The sequence below is a fragment of the Zoogloea sp. genome (assembly GCF_041914405.1).
Taxonomy (GTDB): domain Bacteria; phylum Pseudomonadota; class Gammaproteobacteria; order Burkholderiales; family Rhodocyclaceae; genus Zoogloea.
On record NZ_JAYSDK010000014.1, the window covers coordinates 1 to 21,853 of the forward strand.

Below are 21,853 nucleotides of genomic sequence, written 5' to 3' on the forward strand. Positions count from 1 at the left end.
AGCCCGCCGGGCCGCCGCCTACGATCAGGACGTCGAATTCCATGGAATCGCGTTCCATTGCTGCCTCCTCCTGAGAGCCGTTCGATTTGTTGTGGTGTTCAACCGTAAACCGCGAAGCGTAACCTGCCCGCTGGACGCCGGGCAATCCCGGAATGGGCAAGCTCAGGGTTTTCGCAGCATACGGTGCCGTATGTTACATTGCCCGGACGGATTTGGGCGAGTGGCTTGTCCGTCCGTCCGGATTGCCGAGGTCCATAATTAATTCACCGGAGACAAAAACGTCATGGCTACCGAGATCCCTGCATCAAGCTCCCCCCGCAAACTGTTGCTGACGACCCGAATTCCGGTGCGTTGGGGTGACATGGATTACTACGGTCACGTAAACAACACCGTTTATTTTCGCTATTTCGAGCAGGCCCGGGTCGAATGGCTGGAGGGCGAAGGGTATGCGGTGAGCCCGGAGGCAGAGGCCGGGGCCGTCATCATCAATGCCAGTTGTACTTTCATGGTGCCGGTGAACTATCCGGCAACTGTTGTCGTGCATCTCTATGCGGGTGAGCCGGGCCGAAGCAGCGTGATGACTTGGTATGAGCTTTACGTTGAAGGCGACGATCGGCTGTATGCGGAGGGCTCTGCCAAGGTGGTGTGGATGGATCCACGTACCGGCAAGTCAGTGTCACTCCCCGATGCACTGCGTGCCAAGGTAAGCTAATTGCGGCACCTTCCGGAACGGGCTGGACAAAGATCCGGCCTCCATAAGAAAAACGAGGAGAGACATCATGAGTTATACGCCTGCAGACCGCCCGCTTTGGACGCCGGATGCGGCGCGGGTCGCTGCTGCCAACATCACGGCCTTTGCAAAGGGGGTCGAGCAACGCTGGGGGCGAGTACTTCCCGATTACGCAGCCCTGCACGCCTGGTCCATCGATGAGCCGGAAGAGTTCTGGGCGTCCGTTTGGGAGCTCGGCGAGGTACGGGGAGAGCAGGGGGCTGTGGTGCTGGAGGATGGTGAACGGATGCCCGGAGCGCGCTGGTTTCCAGAAGCGCGCTTGAACTTTGCCGAAAACCTCTTGCGCAGCCGAGATGAGGGCGATGCGCTGGTGTTCTGGGGCGAAGATCGGGTCAAGAATCGCCTGAGCCACGCAGATCTGTATCGTCAAGTGGCCCGTTTTGCCGCCGCGCTGCGGGAGTTAGGCGTGGAGCAGGGCGATCGCGTTGCCGCATGGATGCCCAATCTGCCGGAAACGGTGGTGGCCATGCTGGCAGCAGCGAGCATCGGCGCGATCTTCTCGTCGGCATCGCCGGATTTTGGCGTGCAAGGCGTGCTGGACCGTTTCGGCCAGATTGAGCCTAAGGTGCTGATCGCGGTTGACGGCTACTACTACAATGGGAAAGTGGTGGACTGCCTGGATCGGCTGGCGGCCATCACTGACGGCCTGCCGTCGGTGAAACGCGTGGTGGTGGTGCCTTACGTGCACGCGAAACATGACCTCTCCCATGTTCATCACGCTCGCCTGCTGTCCGACTTTGTAAAGCCATTCCAGGCTGTCACCGAGATTCCGTTTGCGAGGCTGTCCTTTTCTCATCCGCTGTTCATCATGTATTCCTCGGGTACGACCGGTGTGCCCAAATGCATCGTTCATTGTGCGGGGGGTGTCCTGCTGCAGCACCTCAAGGAGCATCGCCTGCATGGCGACTTGAAGCCAGGCGACCGACTCTTCTACTTCACCACTTGCGGCTGGATGATGTGGAACTGGTTGGTGTCGGGGCTGGCGTCCGGCGCCACCCTGTTGCTGTACGATGGCTCGCCGATGCTTGGCAATGGCACGATTCTCTTCGACTACGCCCAGGCCGAAGGCATGACCCATTTCGGTACATCCGCGAAGTTCATCGACGGGATTGCCAAGGCGGGTCTCAAACCCCGTGAGACCCATGACCTGAGCCGTCTCCGGGCGATGTTCTCGACAGGTAGCCCGCTGGTGCCAGAGGGGTTTGAGTACGTATACCGGGACATCAAGTCGGATCTGTGTCTGTCGTCGATCTCGGGTGGGACGGACATCGTTTCCTGCTTTGTTCTCGGCAATCCAGTATTGCCTGTCTGGCCTGGCGAGATCCAGTGCAAGGGCCTGGGAATGGCTGTGGACGTGTTCGACGATGGAGGCTGTCCGGTTCGTGGCGAGAAGGGTGAGCTGGTGTGCGTGCGTCCGTTCCCGGTGATGCCCGTCGGTTTCTGGAATGACCCGGACGGCGCCCGGTACAAGGCTGCCTACTTCGAGCGTTTTGACGGTGTGTGGTGCCATGGCGACTATTCCGAGATCACCGCCCACGACGGGTTGATCATTTACGGGCGGTCTGACGCAACCCTCAATCCGGGTGGTGTGCGCATCGGTACGGCGGAGATTTACCGCCAGGTCGAAAAGCTCGACGAGGTGGTCGAGTCCCTGGTCATTGGCCAGGACTGGCCACCTCAGAATCCGACCGATGTGCGGGTGGTGCTCTTCGTCAAGTTGCGGGAAGGGGTGGAGTTGGAGGATGGGCTGATTGACCGCATCCGTCGCACGATCCGCGACAACGCCACGCCGCGTCATGTGCCTGCCAAGGTCGTACGGGTCGAGGATATTCCGCGCACCAAGAGTGGCAAGATCGTTGAACTGGCGGTGCGTGCGGTGGTGCATGACCGGCCTGTCAAGAACGTGGAGGCGCTTGCCAATCCAGCAGCGCTGGAATACTTCCGGAACCGCCCGGAACTGCAGTCCTGAGGGGAGTGGCATGTTAATGACTGCGGACAAGGCGGTGCTGCTGGTCGTGGATGTGCAGGAGCGGCTGCTCCCGGCGATCCACGATGGCGAGGCCATCCTTGCCAACTGCATATGGCTGGCGGGGGTGGCTCGTCGCCTGGGTGTGCCTGTGGTGGTTTCGGAGCAATATCCGGCGGGTCTGGGGCCGACGGCGGCGGACTTGAAGGCCGTGCTCGCTGAGGCACGCTTCGTTGAGAAGACCCATTTTTCGTGTGTCTCGGACGGTTGTCTCGGCGGGACTGAGGTCGAGGCGCGGCGGCAGGTGATCGTCGTTGGCACCGAAGCCCATGTGTGCGTTCAGCAGACGGTGCTTGAACTGCGCTGGCAGGGCAAGGAGGTCTTTGTCGTGGCCGATGCGGTGGGGTCCCGCAAGCCGCTGGACAAGGCGCTGGCTCTGGAGCGCATGCGCGCTCATGGTGTCGATATCGTGAGCCGCGAGATGGTGGCCTTCGAGTGGTTGAGGCGGAGCGCCACGGCGCAGTTCCGCGAGATCAACCGGGACTTCATCCGCGATAATTGAGCCGGATAATGAGGGTGTAGGCGCGCTTCTCATGTCCGCTTGGCTGCGGCGATACGGTCTTACCGATTGAAGAGAAGGGGGGTGATCGGCTATCATTCCCCTTTCCAGAAGTCCCCCGTGTCATGACCAAATACGTCTTTGTTACCGGTGGTGTCGTGTCCTCTCTGGGCAAGGGCATCGCCGCCGCCTCTCTCGGGGCAATTCTCGAATCCCGGGGTATCAAGGTTACCCACCTCAAGCTCGATCCCTACATCAACGTCGATCCGGGCACGATGAGCCCCTTCCAGCACGGCGAAGTCTTCGTGACCGAAGACGGTGCCGAAACCGACCTGGATCTGGGCCACTACGAGCGCTTTACCAGCGCCAAGATGAGCAAGCGCAACAACTTCACCACCGGCCAGATCTACGAGGCGGTGATCAAGAAGGAACGGCGCGGCGAATATCTCGGCAAGACCGTACAGGTCATCCCCCACATCACTGACGAGATCAAGACCTACGTCAAGCGTGGTGCCGAAGGCGCCGACGTGGCGATCGTCGAAGTGGGCGGCACCGTTGGTGATATCGAATCCCTGCCGTTCCTTGAAGCCATCCGCCAGATGGGCATCGAGGAGGGGCGCCAAGGCACCTGTTTCATCCACTTGACGCTGCTGCCTTACATCCCGACCGCCGGTGAGCTGAAGACCAAGCCGACCCAGCACTCCGTCAAGGAACTGCGCGAAATCGGCATCCAGCCTGACATCCTGCTGTGCCGTGCCGACCGTTCGGTGCCGGCCGACGAGCGCCGCAAGATCGCGTTGTTCTGTAATGTGATGCCGGAAGCCGTTATCGAGTGCCTCGACGCCGACTCGATCTATAGCATCCCGGGCATGTTGCACGACCAGATGCTCGACGAGATCGTCTGCCACAAGCTGGGCATCCTGGCCCGCGCGGCGGATCTGTCGGTGTGGGAGCGTCTTGTCCACGCGCTGAAGAATCCGCAGCACAACATCGATATCGCCTTCGTCGGCAAGTACGTGGACCTGACCGAGTCCTACAAGTCGCTGATCGAGGCACTCAATCACGCAGGGATGCACACCCTCAGCAAGGTGAACATCCACTACATCGACTCCGAGGATATCGAGAAGGATGGTTGTGGCGTGCTCAAGAGCATGGACGCCATCCTCGTGCCGGGCGGCTTCGGCCGGCGTGGCACCGAAGGCAAGATCGCGGCGATCCGCTACGCTCGCGAGAACAAGGTGCCTTACCTGGGCATCTGTCTGGGCATGCAGCTGGCAGTGGTCGAGTTCGCTCGCGACGTGGCCGGTATGAACGGCGCCCATAGTACCGAGTTCGATAAGCACACCGATTACCCGGTCATCGGCCTGATTACCGAGTGGCTGGATGCGTCCGGCAAGGTCGAGAAGCGTGGTGAGGATTCCGACCTCGGCGGCACCATGCGTCTGGGTGCCCAAGTCTGTCATCTTGCCGATGGTTCCCTGGCTCGAGAGATCTACGGGAGTGCCGACGTCACCGAGCGTCATCGTCACCGTTACGAAGTCAACAACACGCTGCTCGCTAAGCTGGAAGAGCAGGGCTTGCGCGTTGCCGGTCGTGCGCCGGGAACCGATCTGTGTGAGATGATCGAATTGCCGTCTGACGTGCACCCGTGGTTCGTTGGCTGTCAGTTCCACCCGGAGTTCACCTCCAATCCGCGTAACGGCCATCCGCTGTTCACCGCCTTCGTGAAGGCTGCGCTGGCGTATCAGCGCAACGCCTGAAAGGACGCAACATGAAACTCTGCGGCTTCGATGTCGGCCTCGACAAACCCTTCTTCCTTATCGCCGGACCCTGTGTCATCGAGTCCCGTGAGATGGCGCTGGAAACGGCTGCTCAGCTGAAGGAGATCTGTACCGAACTGGCAATCCCCTTCATCTACAAGTCCAGCTATGACAAGGCCAACCGCAGTTCCGGCAAGTCGTACCGGGGGCTGGGGATGGAGAAGGGGCTGGCGATCCTGGCCGAAGTCCGCGAGAAGCTTGGCGTGCCCGTGCTGACCGACGTACATGCCGAGCACGAGGTTGCCGACGTGGCGGCCGCCGTTGATGTGCTGCAGACGCCGGCCTTCCTGTGTCGCCAGACGGATTTCATCCACGCCGTGGCAGCGTCCGGCAAGCCGGTGAACATCAAGAAGGGCCAGTTCCTGGCGCCCGGCGACATGAAGAACGTCGTCGACAAGGCGCGGGAGGCCAACGGTGGGGCGGACACCATCATGGTCTGCGAACGTGGTGCGTCCTTCGGTTACAACAACCTGGTGTCCGACATGCGCTCGCTGGCGATCATGCGCGAGACAGGCTGTCCGGTGGTGTTCGACGCCACCCACTCGGTGCAACTGCCCGGAGGACAGGGAACCGTTTCAGGCGGCCAGCGGGAGTTCGTGCCGGTATTGGCTCGTGCCGCAGTGGCCGTCGGTATCTCCGGCCTGTTCATGGAAACCCATCCTGATCCAGCCAAGGCCTTCTCCGATGGCCCCAATGCTTGGCCGCTGCCGAAGATGAAGGCGCTGCTAGCGACCTTGAAAGGCATTGATGCGCTCGTCAAGGCTCAGGGCTTCGAGGAGCTGCGCGCCTGATTGCGCAATTATCCCATAGTAATTTTCGGCTTTGCGGCTCAAGACGGTATCATTGCCGCCGGTTTCAATTCAGTAAATAAGAGAGGAAGTTAATGAGCGCCATTGTTGATGTCATTGCCCGCGAGGTTCTCGATTCCCGTGGCAATCCCACCGTTGAGGCCGATGTGCTGCTGGAATCCGGCGTGCTGGGCCGTGCGGCCGTTCCGTCCGGCGCCTCCACCGGTTCCCGCGAAGCGATCGAACTGCGCGATGGCGATGCTGGCCGCTACCTGGGCAAGGGCGTGTTGCAGGCTGTTGAAAACGTCAACACGGAAATTTCCGAAGCGCTCATCGGCCTTGATGCTGAAGAGCAGGCCTTCATCGACAAGACCCTGATCGATCTCGACGGCACTGACAACAAGTCCCGCCTGGGCGCCAACGCACTGCTGGCTGTTTCCATGGCTGTGGCCAAGGCCGCTTCCGAAGAGGCCGGCTTGCCCCTGTACCGTTACTTCGGCGGCTCCGGCGGCATGTCCCTGCCGGTTCCGATGATGAACGTCATCAACGGCGGTGCTCACGCCAACAACTCCTTGGATATTCAGGAGTGCATGATCATGCCGGTGGGCGCCAAGAGCTTCCGCGAAGCCCTGCGTGCCGGTGCTGAGATCTTCCATCACCTGAAGAAGATCACCGACAAGAAGGGCTACCCCACCACCGTCGGTGACGAAGGCGGCTTCGCCCCCAACGTCTCCGGTACCGAAGAAGCCCTCAACCTGATCCTCGAGGCTACCTCCAACGCCGGCTACGAGCCGGGTCGTGACATCGTGCTGGCCCTCGATTGCGCCGCTTCCGAGTTCTACAAGAACGGCAAGTACGAGCTGGTGGGTGAGGGCCTGTCGCTCACTTCCGAAGGCTTTACCGATTACCTCGCTACGCTGGCCGACAAGTTCCCGATCATCTCGATTGAAGACGGCATGGCCGAAGGTGACTGGGCTGGCTGGAAGACCCTCACTGACCGTCTGGGCAAGCGCGTGCAGATCGTCGGCGATGACCTCTTCGTCACCAACACCCGTATCCTGAAGGAAGGCATCGACAAGGGCATCGCCAACTCGATCCTCATCAAGATCAACCAGATTGGCACCCTGACCGAGACCTTCGCTGCGGTCGAAATGGCCAAGCGCGCCGGCTACACCGCGGTTATCTCCCACCGTTCCGGCGAGACCGAGGACTCCACGATTGCCGATATCGCCGTTGGTCTCAACGCGATGCAGATCAAGACCGGCTCCTTGTCCCGCTCCGATCGTATCTCTAAGTACAACCAGCTGCTGCGCATCGAGGAAGATCTCGGCGAGACCGCCTTCTACCCGGGCCTTTCCGCGTTCTATAACCTGCGTTCCCGTTAATCACTCTTCTCCTGCCCGGCTGTGCAATGCAGTCGGGCCGTCCTTTCATGCGCTGGCCGGCCATTGTTCTCGCCCTTCTGGTAGTTGTCCTGCAATATCCGCTTTGGATCGGCAAGGGAGGCTGGCTGCGCGTCTGGGAGGTCGAGCAGCAGCTTACCGCCCAGCGGGACGGCAATCGCAAGCTAGAGCAGCGCAACACCGGCCTGGAGGCCGAGGTGCGTGATCTGAAATCCGGCTACGAGGCCGTGGAAGAGCGTGCCCGCTTTGAGCTGGGTTTGACCAAGCCGGACGAGATCTTCGTCCAGACTCCTCCGCAGAAATAGTTTCTCCCGATTGAGGGCTCGCGCGACCGCCTATGTCGCGTAATGCCTCAATGCATCGGTTCGTTGCCGTCAGCTCCCCAGCATGAATTTCATGGCAGCGAAATCTTGCCTCTATGGCGCCCGTGCCAGGCGAAGCCCACGGAGATGCGCATGCTGCCAGACCTTGGTGCCGGTTCAGTGGTTACGCTGATAGAGCCTGAATATTTCCGTCTTCCGACCACCGCCAAGGCGCCGTTGCCAGATGGGGCGCCATTCTTCCTTGGCAATGCTCGGTGAGTTGCTGGCGGTGCTGTAGGTGAGCAGCAGCTCGCACTGCTGTTGGCTGCGGTAGCTGACGGTCCGGATGCTGGAGAAATAGTCCAGCGCTGCGCGCTGCGTATCACCGAGGCCTGCACGTTTGATGCAGTTGAAGCTGCGTCCGTCCAGCGCCTTGGTGAGTTCGCTGGCGACGGGCTGGTAGTTCTTGGTGTACACGAACCAGGGCTGCCACAAGGTGACTGCGAGGCACCACAATAGTGTCAGGCCCAGCGCCCAGTTGGTTGTACCGCGCATCGTGCCGCGACGGGTCAGTATGGGCAGCAGAAGTAGGGCGCAGCTCAGAATGGCGCCAATCACTGCACCGCCAAGGACCGAATCCGCCGGAAAGTCGGGGGCGATCCGTGCAACCTGTCGGGCTAGTCCCGGAGGCCAGCCGAAGTGCAGCGCACTCCATCCTAGCCAAACCAGCAGGCCGAAGAAGATGAAGGTCATGACGCCGAACCAGTCGAAGGCGTTGGCGGCGCCGCGTCGCAGGCTTTCCACGCCAAATGCGGCCAGCAGGCATAGTGGCGGCAGGATGGGCAGCATGTTGGCCGGGCGGATGCTGCCGGTGAGTGCTGTGAACAGGATGGCCAGGATGCTTGCAAGGATGGGCAGTATCAATTGCGGCGCGCCAAGCCACAGTTGCTGGCGGTTGCGCCATACGGCCCAGCCGGCGATTGGCCACAAGGGCCAGGAGAACCAGCCGAGTAGCTGGATCAGTTTGTTGAACGCACCCAGATTGCTCAGGTGTGGCCGGATGCTGGCGTACTCGTCACGCCACCAGAGGGCAAGCTCACCCGGATAGTTGACTGCCACGGCCGCCAGCCAAGCTCCCGCAATCATGGTGGTGATGGCCAGGCTCAGCAGTGTACCGAGGAGTCCGATCCGGCACCGGTGGGCCGGGCAGAGTGCTGGGCTCAGTAGAATGAGCGGCGTTGTCAGAACGAGGCCGGAAAGTCCGCCGGCAAGAAATGCGATGCCACTACCAACGCCAGTTTGTAGGGCTGCCCGCCAGGGGCGCTGGGTTTGTTCGGCGAGGCCGGCGTAACACAGGGCCATGCCGGCGAGTTCGGCCAGTATGGGTTGGGTTTCGTGGGCGTGCACCACGAGCCCGAGGGCGCCAAGCCCGAGCAGGATGGCTGCGGCAAAGCTGCCAGGGCCATACATGCGCCGAGCCGCCAGGCCTGTCCAGTACAGGGTGGTGGCGGTGAATACCGTACTGGCGAGTCTCGCCGCGTCATGTTCGGGAAGCAGGCCGCCAAGGAGTCTTGCCAGCCCGGCGCCAAGCCAGTAATACAGCGGTGGGTTTTCCCGATAGACCTCTCCGGCAATCTCCGGCATCAGCCAGCCGCCACCGCTCAGGATGGCGTGGATCGGGCCCAAGTGGGTGAGGTCGTCGCCCCGCCAGGGTAGGTGCCCGGTTGTGCCAACCAGCAGATAGATGGCGAGCAGAGCGAGCAGCGACCATCCTTGCAGTGGGGTCGGCAGGGAAAAGCGTGAGCTGGCGTCGGACATGGGCTGGCAGATCGATCGGTTTGGTTGCAGGCAATAAAAAAGGCAGCCGCAGCTGCCTTTTTTCGGGTGTTACCGATAAAGCTCGGTAATTAGCCCAGGCGCTGAACGGAGCCGTACTTCTGACGGAAGCGCTCGACACGACCAGCGGTGTCAACGATCTTCTGCTTGCCCGTGTAGAAGGGATGGCAGGCAGAGCAGACTTCCACGTGGTACTGGGGCTTGCCCATGGTGGAGCGGGTGGTGAAGACGTGACCGCAGGAGCAGGTCACTTGCACTTCGGTGTAATTAGGATGGGTATCGGCTTTCATCGCGGGTCCTTTGTGTACTTGGGTGGTGAATTTGGCCACCCGGAAGCTTTCCATTTTGAACTATTTCAGTGCCTTCTGCAAGATTGCCTCCTTCCTACAGGAAGCGGGCCACGAAGGCGCCGACACTGTCCGGCGGGAGGGGGAGCCAAGCTCGGTGATCGCTGCCCGGTACACGCTGGAGCTCGGTGCCGTCGGCGGTGACCAGGCGCGTGATGCTGACTTCCCGATTGCCCTGCGGATGGATCAGTTCCAGGCGATCGCCGACGGCGAATGCATTCTTGGAGGCGATCTCGGCGAGACCCCGTTCGCTGTCGTAGGCGATCACATCTCCAACGTAGATGCTGCGGTTTGACTCCGAGTGGCCACGCAGGTAGTTCTGTGTTTCATGAGGGGTGTGGCGCTGGTAGAAGCCATCTGTGTAGCCGCGGTTGGCGAGTCCCTCGAGTTGGCCGAGCAAGACCGGGTCGAGGCCGCGGCCGGCAACGGCGTCGTCGATGGCCTGACGGTAGGCCTGGCAGGTGCGCGCGACGTAGTAGGGGCTTTTCGTGCGTCCTTCGATCTTGAAGGAGTCGATGCCGATTTCGGTGAGGCGTTGTACATGCTCGATGGCGCGCAGATCCTTGGAGTTCAGGATGTAAGTGCCGTGTTCGTCTTCTTCGATAGGCATGTACTCGCCGGGGCGCTTATGGGGTTCCTCGAGCAGATGGACGTCGCCAGCGCCGCAGTTCTTTGCTTCATGGGTCTTGAAATCCCAGCGGCAGGAGTTGGTGCAGGTCCCCTGATTGGGATCCCGGTGATTGAAATATCCCGACAGCAGGCAGCGTCCGGAGTAGGCGATGCACAGCGCGCCGTGAATGAAGACTTCGAGTTCGGTATCGGGGCAGTCCTGGCGGATGCTGGCGATCTCATCGAGGGATAGTTCGCGGGACAGGATCACCCGCGAGATCCCGGCCATCTTCCAGAAGCGCACGGCCGCCGCGTTAACGGTGTTGGCTTGCACCGACAGGTGGATCGGCATGTCCGGGAAGTTCTCGCGGACCATCAGGATCAGACCGGGGTCCGACATGATCAGTGCGTCGGGCTTGAGGGCGATGACCGGGGCGATGTCCTTGATGAAGGTCTTGATCTTGGCGCCGTGGGGATAGATGTTGGCAACGACATAGAAGCGCTTGCCAAGCGTGCGGGCCCGCTGGATGCCGTCGGCCAGGACCGGTAGGTCGCCAAAATCGTTGTTGCGGACGCGCAGGGAGTAACGTGGCTGGCCTGCGTAAATGGCGTCTGCGCCAAACGCGAAGGCAGTGTCGAGCATGGCCAGCGAGCCGGCGGGAGCGAGCAGTTCCGGGTGTTTCTGAGGCATTGGGGATTCTGGTTGGGGCGATGTTTCAGCGATGGCTCTCCAGCACTTCTTTCCACTGGGCCAGCGTAGGGCTCTGGGAGTCGAGTTGGTGCTGAAGAACCTGTTCTGCCATTTCTAGCATGGCTTTTTGTTCCTTGCTCAGGAAGCAAGGGTATTGGGGTTCGAGGTGTATCACCAGATCGCCGGCGTGCCTGCGGCCACGGGCGGGAAAGCCGGCCTTGGGGACGCGGATCGGCTGCGTGCCGGCAATTTCCGGCAGCAGGATCTCCTGCAGGCCGTCCAGGCCGGGTACGTCGATGGTGCCGCCGGCTAGGAGCCGGAAGATGCTGACTGGCACGGTCACGTGGATGTCGTGTCGATCGAGACGGAACAGAGGGTGAGGACGGGTTCGGACCGTCAGATAGAGGTCGCCTGGCTGGCCACCTTCGGGTGCGCTCCCCCCTTGCCCGCCAATCCGGAGTTCATCTCCGGGCAGCATTGCCGGTGGCAGGCTGATCGCCAGTTGCCGATCGGTCGGGTGCCAGCCTCTTCCGTCGCAGCTCGCGCAGCGATGATCGGTGGTGAAGCCTTTGCCGTGGCAGTGCGGACAGGGCTTGAGCCCTGTCTTGCCACGGATTCGTCCGCTGCCGTGGCAGTGGGCGCACATGGTGGTGCGCCCGTAATTGCGCTGGCCGCTGCCATCGCAGTCGTCGCAGTCCATCTGCCCATCGAGGGTGATCGAAATCGTGCTGCCATGAACCGCCTGCAGCAGGTCGACAAAGATGTCCATGCGGCGATCTTCGCCCCGTGCCGGTGTAGCATCAGGCGTTTCCGGGCTTGTGTCGTCCATCTCCTCGAAGGCGGACGGTCGGGTCAGGCGCTCGAAGGCTTCCCGGACGCGGCGGAACTCCTCGTGGGCTTCCGGCGCGGGGTTGCGATCCGGATGCCAGCGCATGGCGAGGCGTTTGTAGGCGCGCTTGATCTCGGCGGCGGTCGCGTCCGGAGCGACACCGAGTATTTCATGGAAGTTTACGGCGGGCATTTCGATATTCTAATCGGCGAAGGCCTGTTGAGGGGCGACAAGGGAGTGTGGATGGGGAGTGTGATCAGGTGTTTGCTGCTCGGCGCGCTGCTGCTGGGCTGCGCTACGGTTGGCGCTGCTACCTTGCGAGTGGGGCCTGATGAGGCGGTTCGTAGCATTGCCGAGGCAGCCCGCATGGCCCGGGATGGTGATGTCGTGGAGATTGTCGCTGCGAACTATAGCGGCGATGTGGCCGTGTGGCCCCAGAGCCGCCTGACAATCCGCGGCATCGGCGGGCGTCCCGTGGTCTCGGCTGTCGGTCGGAGTGCCGAGGGCAAAGGCATCTGGGTCATTCGTGGTGAGGATGTCCTCGTCGAGAACATCGTCTTTCGAGGCGCGCGTGCGCCCGACCGTAACGGGTCGGGCATTCGTCACGAACGCGGGAGGCTGACTGTACGTAACTGTCTCTTCGAAGACAACGAGATGGGTATCCTGACTGCCAATCAGGGTTCTCTAGTCTTGATCGTCGAGAACTCGGAATTTGCCCATGGTGTTCTGGTGAGGCCTCATTTGAGCCACCTCCTGTATGCCGGGAGGATTGCGCGGCTGGAGGTGCGGGGCAGCTATTTTCACCATGGCCTGGTGGGGCACTTGCTGAAGAGTCGTGCCAAGGTCAGTCTGATCGAGTACAGCCGCCTGACTGATGAGAAGGACGGTCGGGCCAGTTACGAGCTGGACTTCCCCAACGGCGGTGAGGTGATCCTGATCGGCAATCTGGTGCAGCAGTCGGCACGCACGGAAAACGAACGAATGATCTCGTTCGGTGCCGAGGGGCTGATCTATGGGCGGAATGCGGTCTTTCTGTCCAGCAACACCTTGATGGATGACTTGCCGGATGGTGGCGAGTTTCTATCCATCTGGTCGCCCGGGCGAGTGTCCGTGAAAGCTTTCAACAACCTTCTCGTGAGCGCCTGTTCGGGCTTGTACTGTGTCGAGGGGCGGATCCGCCAGGGCGCGCACAGGATGCACGATCGGCAGCTGCCCTGGCGCGCAAGCGTCTTTCCGCTGACCTCGGGCAACCGGCACGTCTATGGCATCGAAACAGGCTCACGTCTGACGGAGGAGGTATTCCGGCCTAAGCCCGACAGTGATTTCAGAAGCATTGATCCAGGCCGCGCCGACGATGTCTCTCTCGTTCCCACGCGTGAGTATCAGCACCCCGCGCACAGTCGGGCACTGCCGGTCAGCTTGCCGACCGTGCCCGGTGCATTCCAGCCCTAAGCGTCACTTGTTTTGCGCCGGTCCTGGCGGCACTCCTGCAGGATCTCGACGGAGCCGTCGTCGCGGGCGACCTCCAGGCGCACAGCAAAGCCCCATAGGCGCGCGACGTGCTTCAGCACTTCGTCCGCGTCGTTGCTGAGTGGGCGGCGCTGATAGGCCTGGTGGCGTAGGGTCAGCGAACGGTCACCGCGCAGGTCCACGTTCCAAACTTGAAGGTTGGGTTCCCGGCTACCCAGGTTGTAGTTGTCGGAGAGGATTTCCCTGACCCGGCGGTAACCTTCCTCGTCGTGGATTGCCGACACCTTGAGTTTGGCCTCCTTGTCGTCATCCAGGATGGCAAACAGGCGGAAGTCGCGCATGACCTTGGGTGACAGGAACTGGGCGACGAAGCTCTCGTCCTTGAAGTTGCGCATTGCGAAGTCGAAGGTCTCGCGCCAGTCGCTCCCCGCGATGTCGGGGAACCAGTAGCGGTCCTCGTCGGTGGGGCTCTCGCAGATCCGGCGGATGTCCTGCCACATCGCAAAGCCCAGTGCGTAGGGGTTGAGGCCGTGGTACCAAGGCTCGTTGTAGCTTGGTTGATAGACGACGTTGGTGTGGGAGTGAAGGAACTCCAGCATAAAGTTGTCCGCCAGCAGCCCCTCGTCGTACAGGGTATTGATGAGCGTGTAGTGCCAGTACGTGGCCCAGCCTTCGTTCATGACCTGCGTCTGGCGTTGAGGGAAGAAGTACTGGCCGACCTTGCGGACGATGCGAACCACCTCCCGTTGCCATGGTTCGAGTAGCGGGGCGTTCTTCTCGATGAAATAGAGCAGGTTTTCCTGGGGTTCCGAAGGAAAGCGCTTCTCTTCGACGGCCTGGGCCTTGACGTGGGGTGTCGGCAGGGTGCGCCACAGATCGTTGACCTGGCTCTGCAGGTATTCCGCGCGCTCACGCTGACGGGTCAATTCCTTGTTGAGGGACAGCTTCTCCGGGCGTTTGTAGCGATCGACGCCGACGTTCATCAGGGCGTGGCAGGAATCGAGCAGCAGTTCGACTTCTTCTTCCCCGTAGCGCTCCTCGCATTCGGTGAGGTAGTTACGGGCGAAGATCAGGTAGTCGATAATCGCGTCGGCGTTGGTCCACTGCTTGAACAGGTAATTGCCCTTGAAGAAGCTGTTGTGGCCATAGGCCGCATGGGCGATCACCAGCGCCTGCATCGTCATGGTGTTTTCTTCCATGAGATACGCGATACAGGGGTTGGAGTTGATGACGATCTCGTAGGCGAGCCCCATCTGCCCGCGTCGGTAACTCTTTTCCGTCTGCAGGAAGCTCTTGCCGAAGGACCAGTGGTGGTAATTGACCGGCATGCCTACCGACGAGTAGGCATCCATCATCTGCTCGGAGGTGATCAGCTCTATCTGGTTGGGGTAGGTGTCCAGTCCGTAATTCTTGGCCACGCGGTCGATCTCGGCGTGATAGGCCTCGATCAGTTCGAAGGTCCATTCGCCGGGCGAGGGCAGGGGCTGCTTTCGTTTCTGTCTTTTCGTGCTCATGCCAGCTTCTTCTTGAACAATTCACGAAACACCGGATAGATGTCCGGCAGGCCCTCGATGTGCTGCATGGCGAAGTTGGGGTGGGTGCCGACCAGCTTTTCGTACTCCCGCCACAGGTTCTGCGGCTCGCCCGGCGTGATCTCGATGTAGGCGAAGTACTGGACGAAGGGCAGGATGGTGTCTGCGAGCAGTTCCCGACAGTGCGGCGAATCGTTTTCCCAGTTGTCGCCGTCCGAAGCCTGGGCGCCGTACACGTTCCAGGCGCCGTTCAGGTAACGGGCGTGGAGGATGTCCTTCATCATTTCCAGCGCGCTGGAAACAACCGTGCCACCGGATTCCCGAGAGTGGAAGAAGTCTTCCTCGTTTACTTCCTTGGCGATCGTGTGATGGCGGATGAACACCACCTCGATATGCTCGTAGGTGCGCGTGAGGAACAGGTAGAGGAGCATGAAGAAGCGCTTGGCCGTCGCTTTCTTGTCCTCGTCCATCGAGCCCGACACGTCCATGATGCAGAACATCACTGCCTGGGTGGTTGGCTTGGGCACCTTGATCCGGTTGTTGTAGCGCAGGTCAAAGGTGTCGATGAAGGGGATCGCCTCGATCTTGGCGCGCAGGATTCCGATCTCGTCCTTTAGCTGGAGAACGTCCGGATCGTCTTCGCTGCGGGTTTGGAGCAGATCATCCAGTTGCTTCTGCAGTTCCCGCAACTGACCGCGGTAGGGTGACGAAAGCGCCAGCCGGCGTCCGAGCGCGCCACGCAGGGAGCGGACGACGTTGATGTTGGCCGGTGTGCCGTCGTTGGTGAAGCCAGCGCGCTGGCTCTTGTACTCGTGGATGCGGGCAAGCTGGGTCTTGACGAGGTTGGGTAAGGCCAAGTCGTCGAAGAACACATCGAGGAATTCTTCCCGGGACAGGTTGAAGACGAAATCGTCCTCACCTTCACCATCCTTGCTAGCCTTGCCCTTGCCGGTTCCACCCCCGCCGCCGCCTTGCGGCCGGTTGATCTGGTCGCCCGACGAGAACTGGTCGTTGCCGGTGAAGATGTTCTCCCAGATACCGCCACGACCATGGTGAAATTGTGGCTCCGACAGGTCCTTTGACGGAATGGTGACACTCTCGCCGTTGTCCAGATCCTTGATGGAGCGACCGGATATGGCGTCGGCCACGGCTTCGCGGATCTGGTTCTTGAAGCGGCGCATGAATCGCTGCCGGTTTACAGCACTCTTGTTCTTGCTGTCGAACCGGCGGTCGATGATACGAACCATTCGAGCCTCCCGAATTGTTGGCGTTCACCGCCGGCCGCCCTGCAGGGCAGCCGGCGAGCGGACGATCAAGACGACTTGCGCACGCGCAAATACCATTCGCACAGCAAGCGTACCTGCTTCTCGGTGTAGCCCTTTTCGATCATGCGATTGACGAAGTTCTGGTGCTTCTTCTGTTCGTCGCCGCTGGCTTTGGCGTTGAAGCTGATGACTGGCAGCAGATCTTCGGTGTTGGAGAACATCTTCTTCTCGATGACGGCCCGCAGCTTTTCATAGCTGGTCCAGCTGGGGTTCTTGCCGCTGTTTTTTGCGCGCGCACGCAGTACGAAGTTGACCACCTCGTTGCGGAAGTCTTTCGGGTTGCTGATGCCGGCCGGCTTCTCGATCTTTTCGAGCTCGTCGTTGAGGGCGTTGCGGTCGAGGATCTCGCCGGTGTTCTGGTCACGGTATTCCTGATCCTGGATCCAGAAGTCGGCGTAGGTGACGTAGCGGTCAAAGATATTCTGCCCATACTCGCTGTAGCTCTCGAGATACGCAGTCTGGATTTCCTTGCCGATGAACTCCGCATAGCGCGGGGCGAGGAACTCCTTGATGAAGGCCAGGTAGCGGGATTCGTTTTCCGGCGGGAACTGCTCCTGGGCGATCTGCTGTTCCAGCACATACATCAGGTGCACCGGATTGGCCGCGACTTCCCGGTGGTCGAAGTTGAAGACCTTGGACAGCACCTTGAAGGCGAAGCGGGTGGACAGGCCGTTCATCCCTTCGTCCACGCCGGCGTAGTCGCGGTACTCCTGATAGCTCTTGGCCTTCGGGTCAGTGTCCTTCAGGTTTTCGCCGTCGTAGACGCGCATCTTGGAAAAGATGCTCGAGTTCTCTGGCTCCTTGAGGCGTGACAGCACCGCGAACTGGGCCATCATCTTGAGGGTGTCCGGTGCGCACGGAGCGTGGGACAGGGAGCTGTGGGTCAGTAGCTTGTCGTAGATTCGGATCTCGTCGGACGTCCGCAGGCAGTACGGCACCTTCACGGTATAGATGCGGTCGAGGAAGGCTTCGTTGTTGCGGTTGTTGCGGAAGGCCATCCACTCGGACTCGTTGGAGTGGGCCATCACGATGCCGTCGAAGGGGATCGCACCGAAGCCTTCGGTGCCCTTGTAGTTGCCTTCTTGGGTGGCAGTGAGCAGCGGATGCAGCACCTTGATCGGCGCTTTGAACATTTCCACGAACTCAAGCAACCCACGGTTGGCCAGGCACAGGCCGCCGGAGTAGGAGTAGGCGTCCGGATCATCCTGGGAATACTGCTCGAGCTTGCGGATGTCGATCTTGCCGACAAGGGAGGAGATGTCCTGGTTGTTCTCGTCGCCCGGCTCGGTCTTGGCGACGGCGATCTGGCGCAGCACGGAGGGACGCAGCTTCACGACGCGGAACTTGGTGATGTCGCCATTGAACTCATGCAGGCGCTTGACCGCCCACGGGCTCATGATTGTATTGAGGTAGCGCCGCGGAATCCCGTAGTCGTCTTCCAGGATCGCCCCGTCCTCGACCGAACTGAACAGGCCCAGTGGCGACTCATGCACGGGCGAACCCTTGATGGCATAAAACGGGATCTTCTCCACCAGACTCTTAAGCTTCTCAGCCAGGGAGCTCTTGCCGCCGCCCACGGGGCCCAGCAGGTAGAGAATCTGTTTCTTTTCCTCCAGCCCCTGCGCGGCATGTCGGAAATACGACACGATGTTCTCGATCGACTCCTCCATTCCGTAGAAGTCCCGGAAGGCGGGATAGATCTTGATCATCTTGTTGGAAAAGATGCGCGACAGGCGCGGATCGAGTCGGGTGTCCACGAGCTCCGGTTGGCCGATCGCCTGCAGCATGCGTTCGGCGGACGTGGCGTAGGCCATGGGATCGGATTTGCACAGTTCCAGGTATTCCTGGATCGACATTTCCTCTTCCTTGGCGGACTCGAAGCGGGCCTGGAAGCTGGTAAAGATACTCATCTAAGGTCTCCTGGGGCACAGACCCGGACCGGGGCGCCGGGGTCGCCATGTATGTACGGGACATACGGTTGATGACGCAGATACTTGAGCACCTCGTGAAGCTTGTCGCATTTGCCGTGGAGGCTGACGGACACGGCCATTTCATTCCATGTGATAGCAGAAAGATAAATGGAGTTCCGTATTGCGTGGGGCAGTTTTTCACATCTGTCGCCCTAAAGCCAAGCACTGGCGCGGGGGCTGCGGATGGAGCGAAGCCCTGTGTTAGACTAAAGGTTTTTCCGACGACTCCGTCCGACGGGATGAAATAGACGGCACAGGTTTTGCTAAGTGTTGTCTGTCCTGTTTGCGGAGCGTTTTTGTCAAGAACGATCAGGGAATTATCTTTTCATGAGCAACCAGGTTACCGTGAGCGCGCTCGAGCGCCGTATCGACATGTCCGTGCCGCTGTCCGAAATCGACAAGGATGTCGAGGCGCGTCTGAAGCAGATGGCTCGTACCGTCAAGATGCCGGGCTTCCGTCCGGGCAAGGTGCCGTACCGTCTAGTCGCCCAGTCCTACGGCCCGCAGGCCCGCTCCGAGGCTATCGGCGCTGCCGTTGAAAAGGCTCTTGGTGAACAGATCCGCGCACAGAGCCTGCGCGTCGCTGGCTACCCAAGCATCGAGCCGAAGGAAAGCACCGCCACCGACGTGCTGGAATTCAGCGCCGTCTTCGAGGTCTACCCGGAAGTCGTGATTGCTGACGTGAGCGCCCAGGAAGTCGAGCGTCCCCAACTTACCGTCGGTGACGCCGAAGTGGACAAGACCCTGGACGTGCTGCGCAAGCAACGCACCAATTTTGTGCCGGCCGAGCGTGCTGCCCAGGACGGCGACCGCGTGACGGTGGACTTCACCGGCCGCAAAGATGGTGTCGAGTTCGACGGCGGCAAGGCGACCGACTTCCCGTTCGTGATCGGCGGCGGCCAGATGCTTAAGGACTTCGAAACCGCGGTGCTGGGCCTGAACATCGGCGAGAGCAAAACTTTCGACATGACCTTCCCGGCTGACTATCACGCAGCCCACCTGGCTGGCCAGACCGTGCAGTTCGAAGTTGCCCTGAAGAAGGTCGAGGAGCCCAAGCTGCCCGAGATCGATGCGGAGTTCGCCAAGTCCCTGGGCGTTGCCGACGGTGATGTGGCCAAGATGCGCGAAGAAGTGAAGGCCAACCTGGAGCGCGAAGTGAAGCGCCGTGTGCAGGCCAAGCTCAAGGAGCGTGTGATGAACGTGCTGATCGAGACCCATCCGATCGAAGTGCCGAAGGCGCTGGTCGAGCAGGAGTCCCATCAGCTGGCTGAAAACGCCAAGAAGGATTTCGAAGCTCGTGGCATGAAGACCAAGGACCTGCCGATCGAGCCCGCCTGGTTTGCCGAGCAGGCTGAGCGTCGCGTCAAGCTGGGTCTGATCATGTCCGAACTGGTCAAGAGCAAGGACTTGCTGGCCAAGCCCGAGCAGATCCGTGCCGTGATTGAAGATTTTGCAGCAAGCTACGAAGACCCGAGCGAGGTCGTGAGCTGGTACTACTCGCAGCCCCAGCGTCTGGCCCAGGCCGAGGCTCTGGTGATCGAGGACAACGTGGTCGAGTGGGTCGTCAGCAATGCCAAGACGACCGATGTCGCCACTTCTTTTGACGACTTGATGGGTAATGCGGCTTAATCCCGCGGAAAGCGACGGCAAATGAATCCCTTTACACCCCCGAATTCTCGTACTGACTGGGATCCGGTCGGCCTCGGCCTGATTCCGATGGTTGTCGAACAGAGCGGTCGCGGCGAGCGCTCGTACGACATCTACTCGCGTCTTCTCAAGGAGCGGGTGGTGTTCCTGGTTGGTCCGGTCAATGATGTAACGGCCAATCTGATCGTTGCCCAGCTGCTGTTCCTTGAGTCGGAAAATCCGGACAAGGACATCTTTTTCTACATCAACTCCCCCGGCGGTTCGGTCACCGCAGGGATGGCGATCTACGACACCATGCAGTTCATCAAACCCAATGTCAGCACGCTGTGCATCGGGCAGGCTGCAAGCATGGGCGCCTTCCTGCTGGCGGCCGGCGAGAAGGGCAAGCGTTTTTCGCTGCCCAACTCGCGGATTATGATTCACCAGCCGCTGGGCGGTTTCCAGGGGCAGGCCTCGGATATCGAGATCCATGCCCGCGAGATCCTGTCCCTGCGCGCCAAGCTGAACGACATGCTGGCCAAGCACACCGGCCAGTCCGTCGAGCAGATCGAGCGTGATACCGATCGGGACAACTTCATGTCTTCGGAAGAAGCCGTCCGCTACGGCCTGGTGGACAAGGTCCTGACCAGCCGCAACGACGTGGTTTGATGGTCTTCTAGCTTCAAGTACAGAGAGAAAGGGCAGTAATGGCGGACAAGAAAACAAGCGGTGAAAAGCTCTTGTATTGCTCGTTCTGCGGCAAGAGCCAACACGAGGTCCGCAAGTTGATCGCGGGTCCGTCCGTGTTCATCTGCGATGAGTGCATCGAGCTCTGCAACGACATCATTCGCGATGAGATTACTGCAGACACCGGTGGTGCCAAGGGTGTCAAGGGCGAGCTGCCTTCCCCGAAGGAGATCAGTGCGATCCTCGACCAGTATGTGATCGGCCAGGCTTCGGCAAAGCGCATCCTCTCGGTGGCGGTGTACAACCACTACAAGCGGCTGCGTCATCTGTCGAAGACCCACGATGAGGTCGAGCTGTCGAAGAGCAACATCCTGCTGGTCGGCCCGACGGGTTCCGGCAAGACGCTGCTCGCCCAGACCCTGGCACGCCTTCTCAATGTGCCCTTCGTGATGGCGGATGCGACGACCCTTACCGAGGCAGGCTATGTCGGTGAGGACGTCGAGAACATCATCCAGAAGCTGCTGCAGAAGTGCGATTACGAGGTGGACAAGGCCCAGCAGGGCATCGTCTATATCGACGAGATCGACAAGATCTCCCGCAAGTCCGACAACCCGTCGATCACCCGCGATGTGTCCGGCGAGGGCGTGCAGCAGGCCCTGCTGAAGCTCATCGAAGGCACCATCGCGTCGGTTCCGCCGCAGGGCGGTCGCAAGCACCCGAACCAGGATTTCGTGCAGGTGGATACCACCAACATCCTGTTCGTCTGTGGCGGCGCCTTCGATGGCCTCGACAAGGTGATCCGCAACCGTACCGAGAAGGTCGGCATCGGCTTCGGCGCGGAAGTGAAGAGCCGTGAGAACAAGGATCTGTCCGAATCCCTGCGTGAAGTGGAACCGGGTGACCTGATCAAGTTCGGCCTCATCCCCGAACTGATCGGCCGTCTGCCTGTGGTCGCGACACTGCAGGAATTGGACGAAGAAGCACTGATCCAGATTCTCATAGAACCGAAGAACGCGCTGATCAAGCAGTATCAGAAACTCTTCTCGATGGAAGGCGTCGAACTCGAAGTGCGTCCGGCGGCCCTGCAGGCGATTGCCCGCAAGGCGCTGAAACGCAAGACGGGTGCCCGCGGCCTGCGCTCGATTCTCGAGGGCACGCTGTTGGATACGATGTATGAACTGCCTTCCATGGAAAATGTTTCCAAGGTCGTGATCGATGAAGGCATGATCGATGGCAGCGCCAAACCGATCCTGATCTACGCCGATCAACCCAAGGTCTCCGGCTCCAACTGACATCAAGCAGA

18 protein-coding genes are annotated in these 21,853 nt (G+C 60.6%); 11 read left to right on the forward strand and 7 right to left on the reverse strand.

What is annotated here, in order from left to right:
- The first annotated feature begins 283 nt into the window (after positions 1-283).
- The 7 genes from ACE3RX_RS10330 (at position 284) to ftsB (ending at position 7,631) form a co-directional block, all read left to right on the forward strand.
- Positions 284-712, forward strand: a complete 429-nt coding sequence (locus tag ACE3RX_RS10330; protein WP_374483045.1) for an acyl-CoA thioesterase — start codon at positions 284-286, stop codon at positions 710-712.
- A gap of 67 nt (positions 713-779) precedes the next feature.
- Complete coding sequence (locus tag ACE3RX_RS10335; protein WP_374483046.1) at positions 780-2,759, forward strand: acetoacetate--CoA ligase; 1,980 nt, start codon at positions 780-782, stop codon at positions 2,757-2,759.
- Positions 2,760-2,769: 10 nt separating this feature from the next.
- The gene (locus ACE3RX_RS10340; protein WP_374483048.1) at positions 2,770-3,318 is read left to right on the forward strand and encodes a hydrolase; all 549 of its coding nucleotides are present in this window, start codon (positions 2,770-2,772) and stop codon (positions 3,316-3,318) included.
- A 122-nt stretch (positions 3,319-3,440) separates the two neighbouring features.
- Positions 3,441-5,075 carry a CTP synthase gene (locus ACE3RX_RS10345; RefSeq protein ID WP_374483050.1) on the forward strand — a complete coding sequence of 545 codons (1,635 nt, stop codon included), beginning with the start codon at positions 3,441-3,443 and terminating at the stop codon, positions 5,073-5,075.
- An 11-nt stretch (positions 5,076-5,086) separates the two neighbouring features.
- Positions 5,087-5,926: a 3-deoxy-8-phosphooctulonate synthase gene (gene kdsA / locus ACE3RX_RS10350; RefSeq protein WP_374483052.1), complete on the forward strand. Its 840-nt coding sequence runs from the start codon at positions 5,087-5,089 to the stop codon at positions 5,924-5,926.
- A gap of 92 nt (positions 5,927-6,018) precedes the next feature.
- Positions 6,019-7,308, forward strand: coding sequence for a phosphopyruvate hydratase (eno, locus tag ACE3RX_RS10355; RefSeq protein ID WP_374483054.1), 1,290 nt, complete (start codon positions 6,019-6,021; stop codon positions 7,306-7,308).
- 47 nt (positions 7,309-7,355) lie between these two features.
- On the forward strand, positions 7,356-7,631 hold the full coding sequence (gene ftsB, locus ACE3RX_RS10360) for a cell division protein FtsB (RefSeq protein ID WP_374483056.1): 276 nt from the start codon (positions 7,356-7,358) through the stop codon (positions 7,629-7,631).
- A 174-nt stretch (positions 7,632-7,805) separates the two neighbouring features.
- Here ftsB and ACE3RX_RS10365 read toward each other — a convergent pair whose 3' ends face one another.
- The 4 genes from ACE3RX_RS10365 to ACE3RX_RS10380 form a co-directional block, all read right to left on the reverse strand.
- A complete protein-coding gene (locus tag ACE3RX_RS10365; protein ID WP_374483058.1) occupies positions 7,806-9,446 on the reverse strand; it encodes an ArnT family glycosyltransferase in 1,641 nt (546 codons plus the stop codon).
- 89 nt (positions 9,447-9,535) lie between these two features.
- A complete protein-coding gene (gene rpmE, locus ACE3RX_RS10370; protein ID WP_079435088.1) occupies positions 9,536-9,754 on the reverse strand; it encodes a 50S ribosomal protein L31 in 219 nt (72 codons plus the stop codon).
- A gap of 94 nt (positions 9,755-9,848) precedes the next feature.
- Entirely contained in the window at positions 9,849-11,111 is a 1,263-nt protein-coding gene (locus ACE3RX_RS10375; protein WP_374483061.1) for a U32 family peptidase, read from the reverse strand.
- A gap of 25 nt (positions 11,112-11,136) precedes the next feature.
- Positions 11,137-12,132, reverse strand: a complete 996-nt coding sequence (locus ACE3RX_RS10380) for a DnaJ C-terminal domain-containing protein (RefSeq protein WP_374483063.1) — start codon at positions 12,130-12,132, stop codon at positions 11,137-11,139.
- Between ACE3RX_RS10380 and ACE3RX_RS10385 the strand changes: the two genes are divergently transcribed.
- Entirely contained in the window at positions 12,112-13,392 is a 1,281-nt protein-coding gene (locus ACE3RX_RS10385; protein WP_374483065.1) for a hypothetical protein, read from the forward strand. The two genes, ACE3RX_RS10380 and ACE3RX_RS10385, sit on opposite strands and share 21 nt — an antisense overlap.
- On the opposite strand, the gene ACE3RX_RS10390 is transcribed toward ACE3RX_RS10385, so the two are convergent.
- From ACE3RX_RS10390 to ACE3RX_RS10400, 3 genes are all read right to left on the reverse strand, one after another.
- The gene (locus ACE3RX_RS10390; RefSeq protein WP_374483067.1) at positions 13,389-14,924 is read right to left on the reverse strand and encodes a SpoVR family protein; all 1,536 of its coding nucleotides are present in this window, start codon (positions 14,922-14,924) and stop codon (positions 13,389-13,391) included. The genes ACE3RX_RS10385 and ACE3RX_RS10390 overlap by 4 nt on opposite strands.
- Positions 14,921-16,189: a YeaH/YhbH family protein gene (locus ACE3RX_RS10395; RefSeq protein WP_374483069.1), complete on the reverse strand. Its 1,269-nt coding sequence runs from the start codon at positions 16,187-16,189 to the stop codon at positions 14,921-14,923. The genes ACE3RX_RS10390 and ACE3RX_RS10395 overlap by 4 nt, the downstream gene beginning before the upstream one ends.
- A gap of 65 nt (positions 16,190-16,254) precedes the next feature.
- Positions 16,255-18,177 carry a PrkA family serine protein kinase gene (locus ACE3RX_RS10400; protein ID WP_374483071.1) on the reverse strand — a complete coding sequence of 641 codons (1,923 nt, stop codon included), beginning with the start codon at positions 18,175-18,177 and terminating at the stop codon, positions 16,255-16,257.
- Between the two features lie 387 nt (positions 18,178-18,564).
- Here ACE3RX_RS10400 and tig point away from each other — a divergent pair, with 387 nt between their 5' ends.
- From tig to clpX, 3 genes are read left to right on the forward strand one after another with little or no spacing between them, the layout of a single operon-like run.
- Positions 18,565-19,866: a trigger factor gene (gene tig, locus ACE3RX_RS10405; RefSeq protein ID WP_374483073.1), complete on the forward strand. Its 1,302-nt coding sequence runs from the start codon at positions 18,565-18,567 to the stop codon at positions 19,864-19,866.
- Positions 19,867-19,887: 21 nt separating this feature from the next.
- The gene (gene clpP / locus ACE3RX_RS10410; RefSeq protein WP_374483075.1) at positions 19,888-20,532 is read left to right on the forward strand and encodes an ATP-dependent Clp endopeptidase proteolytic subunit ClpP; all 645 of its coding nucleotides are present in this window, start codon (positions 19,888-19,890) and stop codon (positions 20,530-20,532) included.
- Between the two features lie 38 nt (positions 20,533-20,570).
- Positions 20,571-21,842 carry an ATP-dependent Clp protease ATP-binding subunit ClpX gene (clpX, locus tag ACE3RX_RS10415; protein WP_374483077.1) on the forward strand — a complete coding sequence of 424 codons (1,272 nt, stop codon included), beginning with the start codon at positions 20,571-20,573 and terminating at the stop codon, positions 21,840-21,842.
- Positions 21,843-21,853: the final 11 nt, after the last annotated feature.